Here is a 4,476-nt window from a genome sequence, read left to right as displayed (position 1 = left end):
GGACTCATAATCCGTCGGCCGTGGGTTCGAGTCCCACCCGCCCCACCACCCGCTACGCGCGCAGAAAGAGCGCGCCAGGCGGCCCGCGCGCGGCCCTCGGTCCTCTCAGTCCCCGGTGCCGCGTCCGGCGGCGTCCTTGCCGGTCCCGCCGGTTTCCTCCGCGTCGTCGCGTTCGCCCTCCGCCTGGGAGGGGGTCGGGAACTCCTCGGCGCTCGCGGTGCTCTCCTCGTCGTCCCTGCCGCCCTCGGCCTGGGACGGAGTGTGGTGCTCGGTCATCGTGGGTGCCTCCTCGTCGCGGAACAGATGAGCGTCCGCCGCCGGGCGGCCGCGAGGAGCGCTCCGGCGACGCGCGGACCGGGTACCCCGCAGGAGCGGCGTCACCAGGACCGGGGACACGCCCGTCCGCCGGTCGCGTGCCGCCCACCGGCGGCGCGACGGCGTCGACGGTGCGGACGGTGTTGACGGCGCATCAGTTCACGCGGACCCCGCGGACCTCCGGCCCGGGCCTCAGGACTGCCGGCGCGCGACGGCCCTGGCCAGGGCCGTGCGGACCTCCGGCGGGGGAGCGCCCTCCGCCGCCGCGCAGGCCGTCAGGGCCGCGGCGACCGTGCGGAGCTTGGTGTTGGACAGCTGGGAGGCCTCCCGCAGGATGTGCCAGGCCTCGTCCGAGGTGCAGCCGTACGTGGCCATCAGGACGCCGCGGGCCTGGTCGATGACCGGGCGGGAGACGATCGCCTGCCGGAGCTGCTCGACCTCCGCCTGGAGCACGTGCAGCCGTTCCGCCCGTTCCCGGGCCACCGCCGAGACGGCCTGCGCCGGCGCCTCCCCCGGAGCCGGGGAGCGCAGCGGGTCCGTGGTGTCGAGGCCGACGAGCTCCAGGATGCGGCGCGGCTGACCGTTCCAGCGGGTGGCCGTGACCGGCACCGACCGCCGGTGGCCGTGGTCGCGCAGGACCTCGAGGAACGCCAGTCCGGCGGTGTCCATGAAGTGCACACCGCTCATGTCCAGGTCCACCCGTGCCGTGCCGGGGGGCAATTGGGCCAGCTTCTCGGCCAGGGCGTCCGCGCACCCGTGGACGAGCTCGCCGCGAGGTGTGAGCAGCGCCCGGTCCGCGTCCATGCGCCCGCCGATGACCATGGTGTTCGTCCTTCCCGGGAGAGGGAGTGGTGCCGCGGAGGTCATGTCACCGCCTTGTCGGTGCTCGTGGGTGGTCGTCGGGCGTTCGGGGCAGTTCGGCCGCCGCCGGAGCCGGGCGGTAGGCTGCGCACGGTCCCGGCTGCGCTGCAGGTGCGCCTGCCCCGCCTGCGGCGCACTACACACCGAGCCGGGAATGACCCGGAACCGGCGGGGTACGCGCTGGTCCGGAACATGGGGAGACGGTGGTGAGCACTCGGCGTCGGACGTCGCACGGACCCGGGACCCCGGTGCCGTCCCTGACGGTGCGCCCGCTGGACGGGTGCCGTGGGGTCCGCGCGGCCGGGGAGATCGGCCTGGCCACGCGGACGATCTGGGAACGCGTACTGGAGCAGGCGGTGCGCGAAGGCGAGGGCGTGTACTACCTGGAGCTGTCCGAGGTGACGTTCGTCGACGTCGCGGGCGCCGATGCCCTCGCGGCCGCCGCCGAGCGGCTCGGGGACGGCCGGCGCTTCGTGGTGCGCCGTCCGCCGCCGGCTCTGCGACGGGTCCTGGAGATGTTCTGGCCCGACCTTCCGACGATCGAGGTGTCGATGTCATGAGTGCCGCGGTCGAACACCCGGGGACCGCCCCGGACCCCTTCGTCCACCCCGCCCTCTTCTACCGGGACGAGCGGGAGTACCTGGACGGCACCGTCCCGTTCGTACGCGAGGGACTGGCGGCCGGCGAGCCCGTGGCGGTCGCCGTGCCCGGTGACCGGCTGCGGCTGATCAAGGACGCGCTCGGCGACGACGCGGAGACCGTCCGGCTCCTGGACATGCGGGAGGCCGGACGCAACCCCGGCCGGATCATCCCCGGTGTGCTGCGCGCCTTCGCGGACGCCCAGCCGGCCGGGCGGCGGGTGCGGATCATCGGCGAACCGATCTGGGCCGGCCGCTCCGCGACCGAGTACCCCGCCTGCGCCCAGCACGAGGCACTGATCAACGCCGCCTTCCGGGGCCGCACGGTGACCATCCTGTGCCCCTACGACACCGAGCGCCTGCCCGAACCGGTCCTCGCCGACGCCCACGCCACCCACCCCACCGTCATCCCGGCCGGCCCCGGTCCGGCGCACGACAGCGCGGCCTACGCCCCCGACGCCGTCGTCGCCCGCTACAACGAGCCGCTGCCGCTCGTACCGGACGCGCTGACCGTCCCCTTCACCGCCGAGTCGCTGCCCCAGGCCCGGCACCTCGCCTCCGACGAGGGGCGGCGGCTCGGTCTCACCGGCGTCGCCCTGGAGGACCTGACCCTCGCCACGGCCGAGCTGACCACGAACAGCGTGGTGCACGGCGGCGGTTCGGGAGTGCTGCGGGTCTGGGGCGAGGGCGGCCACGTGCTGTGCGAGGTGCGCGACCGGGGACGGCTCACCGACCCGCTCGCCGGACGCCGGCCCCCCGCCCGCGAGCGGCGCGGCGGGCGCGGACTGCTGCTGGTCAACCTGATCGCCGACCTGGTGCGGATGCACACCGGCGACGAGGGCACCACGGTGCGGTGCTGGTTCGCCCGGTGACCGCCCCCGGCCGGGGGAACCCCGCCGGGCTCAGGCCCCCAGCGGGTCCAGCACCATCGGCGCGATCCTGCCCTCCAGCATGGCGCCCAGCCCCTGCACGGCGCACACGTCCGGCCGCTCGGCGATGTGCACGGGCATGCCCGTCGCCTGACGCAGCATCTGGTCCAGGCCCGGCAGCAGGGCGCTCCCGCCGACCATCATGATCCCGCGGTCGGCGAGATCGGCGACCAGATCGGGCGGGCACTCCCGCAGCACCTTGCCGATGCCGTCGAGGACGGCGGTGAGCGGTGTCTGGATGGCCTCCCGCACGGCGGTCGTGTCGACCGTCACGGAACGGGCCAGGCCGGTGGCGACGTCCCGGCCGTGGATCTCCGTCGACTCCGGACCCTGGGAGGTGAGCCCGTTGACGGACAGCGCGAGCTGCAGCGGCCGTACGGACTGGCTCGGCAGCATCAGCTCGTGCCGGTGGCGCAGATGCTGCACGATCGCGTGGTCCACGGCGTCACCGCCGACGGGGATGCGCTCCGCCGTCACGATCGCCCCCAGGGAGAGCACCGCCACCTGCGTGGCCGCCGCCCCGCACACCATGATCATGGTCGCCTCGGGGCGCTCCACGGGCAGGTCGCAGCCGACGGCGGCGGCGATCAGCGTGTCGACCAGCTCCACCCGGCGGGCGCCGAGACCGACCAGGGTCTCGATCGCGGCGCGCTGGGCGAGCGGATCGGCGTCGTGCGGGGTGCAGGCCGCGGCGCGCAGCCGGGGCTTGCGGCGCAGCGTGCGGCGGATCCGGTCGCCCAGCAGCTGCCGCAGCATGCGCTGCGCCATCTCGATGTCGACGACCGTGCCGCCGGAGACGGGCCGCACGACGCGGATGTAATCCGGTGTGCGCCCCGTCATCTTCTCCGCGAACTCACCGACCGCGATCAGCGCACCGGTGCGGGTGTTCACGGCGGCGACGGACGGCTGGTCGACGACGAGGCCGGCGCCCTTGACGTACACCCGGGTACGGGCCGCCCCGAGGTCGACGGCGAAGTGGCAGCGGCGCAACTGCTCCAGAGTGGCGGTCACGGCAGATCCTCCCGAGTGCGGACCCAGCGGCCCGCCGGGTGGCGGACCCTTCAGGCATCCTGCGGGAGGAGCGGGGCGGGCGCCTTTCCTGGAGGGCCGGGCGGGGGGCCGCTGAATGGGGTGGACGTCAGGAGCCGCCCGGGCGGGGCAGTGAGCGGGCGGCCGTGAGCAGGGGGGTCAGCGAGTCGACGACGAGCCCGCAGCCCGCCTCGCGCAGGGCGCGGCGGAGGGCGGAGGTGTAGGCGTAGCCGATGAAGCGGAGACCGGCCTGCTGGGCGGCGGTGAACTCGGCGACCGACGAGCCGATCAGCACGCCGGCCGGGGCGCCGGACGAACGGGACGAGCCGGACGCGCTCAGGGCCCGCCCCAGGCAGTCGGGGTGGGGCATGAGCAGGGCGGGGTCGGTGCCGCGGCCGTGGACGCCGGCCAGCGGCAGCCGGTGGGGCCGCAGACAGCGCCGGACGGCCCGCTCGCCCACGTCGCTGACGACGACGACCCGCCGGCCGGACGCGTGCAGCGCGCGCACGAGGGCGGCCGAGCGGTGGGTCATGGGCGCGTCGGGCGCGGCCCGCAGTTCGATGGCGTCGAGGCGTTCGCGCAGCAGGGGGCCGAGCCGGTCGTGGGCGAAGGCGCGCAGCACCTCCAGCGGATGGACGAGCGCGTCCCGCGGGAGGTCGACGGGAGCGGGCGGGCGGCCCTCCAGCGCGTCGCCCGGCGGGCGG

The 4,476-nt window shown here is 75.6% G+C and carries 6 protein-coding genes; 2 read left to right on the top strand and 4 right to left on the bottom strand.

Annotated features, from left to right (window positions below):
• Positions 1-105: 105 nt before the first annotated feature.
• Both RIM90_RS30700 and RIM90_RS30695 read right to left on the bottom strand, forming a co-directional pair.
• Positions 106-276, bottom strand: a complete 171-nt coding sequence (locus RIM90_RS30700; protein ID WP_309064012.1) for a hypothetical protein — start codon at positions 274-276, stop codon at positions 106-108.
• Between the two features lie 231 nt (positions 277-507).
• Complete coding sequence (locus RIM90_RS30695) at positions 508-1,137, bottom strand: ANTAR domain-containing protein (protein WP_309064011.1); 630 nt, start codon at positions 1,135-1,137, stop codon at positions 508-510.
• A gap of 245 nt (positions 1,138-1,382) precedes the next feature.
• On the opposite strand from RIM90_RS30695, the gene RIM90_RS30690 reads away from it, so the two are divergent.
• Both RIM90_RS30690 and RIM90_RS30685 read left to right on the top strand, forming a co-directional pair.
• Positions 1,383-1,736: an STAS domain-containing protein gene (locus tag RIM90_RS30690; RefSeq protein ID WP_375165619.1), complete on the top strand. Its 354-nt coding sequence runs from the start codon at positions 1,383-1,385 to the stop codon at positions 1,734-1,736.
• Positions 1,733-2,686, top strand: coding sequence for a sensor histidine kinase (locus RIM90_RS30685; RefSeq protein WP_309064010.1), 954 nt, complete (start codon positions 1,733-1,735; stop codon positions 2,684-2,686). The genes RIM90_RS30690 and RIM90_RS30685 overlap by 4 nt, the downstream gene beginning before the upstream one ends.
• Before the next feature lie 30 nt (positions 2,687-2,716).
• On the opposite strand, the gene RIM90_RS30680 is transcribed toward RIM90_RS30685, so the two are convergent.
• Positions 2,717-3,754: a rod shape-determining protein gene (locus tag RIM90_RS30680; RefSeq protein ID WP_309064009.1), complete on the bottom strand. Its 1,038-nt coding sequence runs from the start codon at positions 3,752-3,754 to the stop codon at positions 2,717-2,719.
• A gap of 127 nt (positions 3,755-3,881) precedes the next feature.
• The coding region (locus tag RIM90_RS30675; protein WP_375165618.1) for an HAD family hydrolase at positions 3,882-4,476 on the bottom strand (595 nt) is incomplete at its 5' end.

Source organism: Streptomyces sp. (assembly GCF_031181555.1).
In the GTDB taxonomy this organism is placed as follows: Bacteria; Actinomycetota; Actinomycetes; order Streptomycetales; family Streptomycetaceae; genus Streptomyces; species Streptomyces fimbriatus.
The sequence above is the reverse complement of the archived record's forward strand: the minus strand, read 5'-3'. Positions and strand labels throughout refer to the sequence as shown.